The organism is Acaryochloris sp. IP29b_bin.137 (genome assembly GCF_028285745.1).
Classification (GTDB): Bacteria; Cyanobacteriota; Cyanobacteriia; order Thermosynechococcales; family Thermosynechococcaceae; genus Acaryochloris.
In genome coordinates, this window is record NZ_JANQOP010000208.1 from 1 (window position 1) to 5,484 (window position 5,484).

The 5,484-nt window shown below is 49.2% G+C and carries 4 protein-coding genes; 1 reads left to right on the forward strand and 3 read right to left on the reverse strand.

What is annotated here, in order from left to right; all coding sequences use genetic code 11:
• Window positions 1-373: 373 nt before the first annotated feature.
• Entirely contained in the window at window positions 374-2,728 is a 2,355-nt protein-coding gene (locus Q0991_RS14750) for an NB-ARC domain-containing protein (protein WP_299489530.1), read from the forward strand.
• Here the strand turns inward: Q0991_RS14750 and Q0991_RS14755 are convergent.
• The 3 genes from Q0991_RS14755 to Q0991_RS14765 all read right to left on the reverse strand — a co-directional run.
• Window positions 2,725-3,066, reverse strand: coding sequence for a hypothetical protein (locus Q0991_RS14755; protein WP_299489531.1), 342 nt, complete (start codon window positions 3,064-3,066; stop codon window positions 2,725-2,727). The genes Q0991_RS14750 and Q0991_RS14755 overlap by 4 nt on opposite strands.
• A gap of 91 nt (window positions 3,067-3,157) precedes the next feature.
• Window positions 3,158-3,955, reverse strand: a complete 798-nt coding sequence (gene cpdA / locus Q0991_RS14760) for a 3',5'-cyclic-AMP phosphodiesterase (protein ID WP_299489532.1) — start codon at window positions 3,953-3,955, stop codon at window positions 3,158-3,160.
• Between the two features lie 481 nt (window positions 3,956-4,436).
• A partial coding sequence (locus Q0991_RS14765; protein WP_299489533.1) for a WD40 repeat domain-containing protein occupies window positions 4,437-5,484 on the reverse strand: 1,048 nt, incomplete at its 5' end.

The window sequence follows — 5,484 nt, forward strand, 5'->3', positions numbered from 1 at the left end:
AAAAAGCCAGAGGAGGAGGAATGAGGGGTAAGGTCAGCGTGAGGGGCAGCACTAGAAGTCATAACAATATGAGGTGAATGACCTTAACACACTCAAGTCAGTGTGAGGCCACTACTAACAAGTGACTGAAAAGCTTTTTACATCTACAGTCTGCCCATTTTGAAATTCAGGTTTAACTGAATAATTCTCACTGCAAAATAACTCAACAAAATGGGGATTTCATGAGGTTCATCAGTTTGAGACTGACAGTCTGACCACATCACTCATCACGAAACGACGAGGGTAAAACTAGAGTCGTTAATAGCATGACCAATGGGAGAAAGCCCAATTAGCTAGACTGGAATTTGCCGCATAATTCCTAGCTAGCATAAGCATGGATGTTGATAAACCCCTAGCCTGGATTGAAGACTTGGTGTTTGCGCATACGGATGAGCACCTGAATGAGCTACAAAAGGTTATTTTGCAGCAGGTTTGGCAGGGACAAAAATATTTTGATATTGCCAATATCTATGGCTGTACTGAAGGTCATGCGAAGGATGTGGGATCAGATTTGTGGAAACTTTTGTCTACTGTGGTGGGCGAAAAGATCACCAAAAAGAACTTGCGCTTCGTTGTCACAAAACATATGCAAGCCAGTCTGGACCTGCCTCTCTCAACAGCGGATGATCGCCTCGGCTTTGTCGGTCGGCATCAAGCTATGGCACAGCTGGATCTGTGGGTGCAGCAGGGCGTAACTGCCGTTGCGATTCAGGGAGAGGGCGGTGTGGGTAAAACAACGCTGGCACGGCAATACCTGCAAGCCCAACAGTATGAACTGTGTTTAGAGCTTTTGATGGCCAAGGAGGCTAGTGGAATTATCTCTGTTGAACGGGTGGTGGAGGAATGGCTGACTCGGGATTTGCAAGATGACCCTGGCTTGGAATTGGGGATTAGTCTCGATCGTTTGCGACGTCATCTCCGACAGCGTCGTATTGGAGTCCTGGTTGATAATCTAGAGCCAGCCCTTGATCCGCAAGGATTATTGATTCCTGAACATCGCCGTTACTTGGAGTTGTTTCGAGTGCTAACGGATGCACATAATCAAGGATTAACCTTGGTGACTAGTCGCGATCGCATCTGTGAATCGAGCCTCAACCTTCAGCATTACCGCCTTCCTGGACTCGCGTTAGTGGCTTGGCAGCAGTTTTTCCAGCTTCAAGGCCTTCCTACCGAAACAATTGTTCTGCCCCAGCTCCAGCGCGCCTATGGGGGCAATGCTAAAGCGATGACGCTCCTCTCTGGCGCAATTCAGTCCGATTATTCGGGTGAGTTGGATACCTTTTGGCAAGATCAACAGCAAAATTTACTGTTAGCAGCCGATTTGCAAAACTTGATCAACCATCAAATCAGCCGCTTACAATCCCTAGACCCAGACGCTTATCGATTATTTTGCCGCTTAGGCTGTTACCGCTATCAGACGGTGGCCACCCTGCCGACAACGGGCGTCTTGGCCTTACTGTGGGATATTCCTGAATCAGAACAGCGGGCCAAGATTGCTTCTCTTCAAAATCGATCCATGGTGGAATTCCACAAAGGTCGATATTGGTTACATCCCGTGATGCGAGAAGCAGCTATTGCTCGGCTACGACAAGGTTCGGATTGGGAAATGGCTAATCGCTATGCTGCCCAGTATTGGCGTGAGAGTGTACAGACGATCACCACCACCCAAGATGCACTACAGGCCTTAGAGGCTTTTTATCACTACAATGCCATTCAGGATTATCCGCAATCGGCCGCTGTCCTGTTGCAAGCCCGAGATAATCAGTGGCATCAGTATTTGTCTTTGGGGAGCAGCCTGTATCGCCTAGGATTGCATCAACCTCTCCTCGAAGCCCTACCGCCATTAATAACGCACCTCCCTTTTGACCCCCGCTTTGGTGAACTGCACAACATCCTCGGGGATTATTACTGGACAACGGGTGACATTCATCAGGCCATTGCCTCTCAACAACGATCTTTACAGCTTTCAACACAAGCCCTCGCATCGCCCGATTTAGAGGCCCACCGTCAACACCATTTTCAAATCCAGGCACTGGATTCCCAGCTCAGTTTGGGCTTGTACTACTTAGATCTGTGGGACTTAGACACCTCTGCAGCGTTCTTTCAACAAGTCATTGAATCAGCGACACAGACGGTTCACCATCGCTGGATGCCAAAAGCTTCTATCTGCCTGGCTTTAGTCTATAGCCATATGGGCAAGGCCCAAGCGGCCCGACAGTTGGCCACCCAGGCGCTAGGTGAGCAGCTCCCTGAAACGGAGCAGGCTGCTCGTCTCGCCTACTTCCTACAACTTTTAGGCCAAACCTATGTTTATCTCGGCGATTTGTCGCAAGCTGGCATGCTCTTTGACCAAGCATTGACCGTCGCTGAAACCAGCCATTACCCTCAAGTCCAGGCCCGCACACTCCTGGGCCGAGCTGCCATTCATCGCCATCAAGGCCACTTTGCAAACGCTGTAGTCGATCATAAGCAGGCCATCTCGCTGCTTAAGCAGCTGCAGGCGACGTGTGATTTAGCGGAAGCCCATTTTCAACTTGGGCTCACCTATCAAGCAATGCATCAGACCGGCGATACTCAAGGAGTGGCCTTCGGCCATCGCGATCGCCATTTTCGGCAGGCCATACAGCTATTCACCGCGATGAACGCCCCTTTTCAAATCCAACGAGTCTTAGCCAACACGGCAGATTAATTGCGTTTATGAATCCGCCGACGTTTTCTCCGGCGCGCGGCGATAGCCGCCCAACATAACAGCACAGAACAGCCCAATCCTGTTAACATTGGCACTGCTACAGCAGCCGTAAAGCAGAGCTGATAGGCTCGCTCTGCCCATCCCCTGGCTTGAAAAACGCGCAGAAGATAGGTCATTAAATAGCCGAGCGGAAGTAAAGCGATAATAGCCACGATGCCCGCACCAATGAATCCCCAAGTAGGCCCTTTTCGGCCAACCATTCGTCCACCAAACCATGTCAACATCAGAAACAGGCCAGATACAACTAGACCCGCTCCAAGCATGTACAGCGCTAGCATATAAGTTTTTGTGAGCGATTATGGACTCAATCGTCTTCCACCCAGCAGCATACTGAAGGACGGTCGCAGAAGAGAAATTATCAACAAAAGCTTAATATCCCTTGGCAGAAAAATCTAAAGTTTGAGAAAAGATGGTCCGCTGAATCTCAGTTTCAAAGGTGCCATCCCCGTGCAAACACAATAACCGAAACCCCGGTTGAGCTTGGTCTAAGGCAAACGTTTTACTGTGGGGTGCAAATTGAATACAGGTTGAGGGGGTGCTTAAGAAATGAACATTATGGCGCTGATGCTCAAACTGTTGATGGATATGGCCAAAAACGACAAGCTTGACATGAGAATGACGATCGATAATGGCAAATAAGTCATCCGAGTTTTGGAGGCCAATTTGATCTAACCAATCTGATTTAATGGCAAAGGGAGGATGATGGAGAGCAATAAGAGTGGGATGAGGGTAACACTGATCCAACTCCTGATCTAGCCAACTCAAACTCTCTGGCGACAATTCTCCATACACTTTGCCAGTAACGCTAGAATCTAGTAGCAAAAAGTGCCATGATCCCATCCGATAGGATTTGTGGGGTTGAAAGATCGGATTAGTTAACGTCGCCTGCATGGTCGGCAGGTGATCATGGTTCCCTGGAAGCCAGTACGTTGGAATCTTAAGTGGAGCAATTAAAGTCTGGATGTGCTGATAGGCAATATGAGTCTCGTCTTGCGCTAAATCACCCGTTAATAAAAGCTGATCGGGCTGTCTTGGAAGTTGCTTTAGTTTCTGCAATACAACGTCTAGAGAGACAAAGGTATTCAACCCCAATAGTTCACGATCAGGTGTTGCAAATAAATGCAAGTCAGATAATTGCGCAATCAGTAGTGGGGTGACTTTTCCCATTCTTTACGGGTATAAACAAATCGAAAAACTTGCCTAGCAACATTATGCTCAGGATACTGGATGAAACAGCCATAAAGGAACTTACAGCGAGCACAATCTTTTATATTGATTGCTATGTCTTCCGTCCTTCCAGAGGCTCAAATCCTTAAACAAGGATGTCTTGATCAGTGACCTAAATCCCATCTGGGAATGAGCCCGATTGTAATATCCAAAGTCTGAGATGGGAGTGACACACATCACAACTCGTTGGCCCGCAGGCGCAACGAACTGCTGATGACACCGATCACCTATCGTTTGCAGAAGCTAGTATTCGAAGTATTCCCCATGACGATTGCCTCTAGATCATGCAGGGATATACCCTAGTCAAACCGCCACCAGCAGATATCGCACCCCCATTACTGTCTGGGGCAAAGGTCAAACCGCTGTCCTAATGCAGGGTCATCGGCTTCCCCCCATTCACTTGAGATGAGATGGCCATTTTTTACATCCGCTGGCGATCAATCGCTCCCAAGGTTACCAACGTAATTCGCTGGGCCGTGGTTAATCCTTGGGCACCCGTAATATCCATGCCCTCATAGAGCCGAGCTGTCAGCACCGTCAAGCAGTCCCCTGTTTGGATATCCCAAACCCGCACGGACTGATCTTGGGAACCGCTGACCAGATATTTGCCGTTGGGACTGAACGCCACCGAGCAAACCAACTGGGTATGCCCAGATAAGGTTTTGAGACATTGACCGGTTGGGATATCCCATAGCTTAACGGTGTGATCATGGGAACCAGAGGCCAAAAGTGGGGGCTGACCCGTACTGCCGGAGCTAAAGGCAACAGCAAAGATCCAGCTCTCATGGTCCGTTAGGGTCTGTAAGCATTCTCCGGTCTCAACTTGCCAAAGCTTGATGGTGTGGTCCTGGGAGCCGCTGGCTAAGATCTGACCGTCAGGATGATAGGCAACGGAGTAGATGCGATCATAATGCCCCTTCAGTACCTGAACACACTCCCCCGTTTGCACATCCCACAACCGAACCGTTTGATCCGTACTGCCACTGGCTAACAATCGACGATCAGGACTAAAGGCCACTGACCAGACTTGATCACTGTGCCCTTGCAGCACATGCTGACATTGCCCTGTTTCCACAGACCATAGCCGCACATCTGGATTACCTCCTCCACTGGCGAACAATCCCTTCTGGCCAGAGACAGAGGATAAGGCGACTGCAAACACCCAATCCGGGTGATCGTAAAAGGTTTTTTCGCACCGTCCGGTCTGACAATTCCAGATCCGCACTGTCTGATCGGTACCACCACTGATCAGATAATGACCATCCTCACTAAAGTCTAGGGACCGGACCACAGCACGATGATCATGTAACTTTAAGGTCGCGATTTGCTGCTGCCAATTCCAGAGATTAATCACCGAATCACCACTGCCACTGGCAATGAGCTGTCCCTGAGGGTGAAAAGCAACGGGTAAGGCCCAATCAGTATGGCCTTTCCAGGTTCTTAGGCACTGGCTGGTTTGCCAATTCCAA

What these genes read in the sequence shown, in the direction of transcription:
- Q0991_RS14750 (WP_299489530.1), top strand. Translation starts at nt 374, where the DNA reads ATGGATGTTGATAAACCCCTAGCCTGGATTGAAGACTTGGTGTTTGCG.
- Q0991_RS14755 (WP_299489531.1), bottom strand. Translation starts at nt 3,066, where the DNA reads ATGCTAGCGCTGTACATGCTTGGAGCGGGTCTAGTTGTATCTGGCCTG.
- cpdA (WP_299489532.1), bottom strand. Translation starts at nt 3,955, where the DNA reads ATGGGAAAAGTCACCCCACTACTGATTGCGCAATTATCTGACTTGCAT.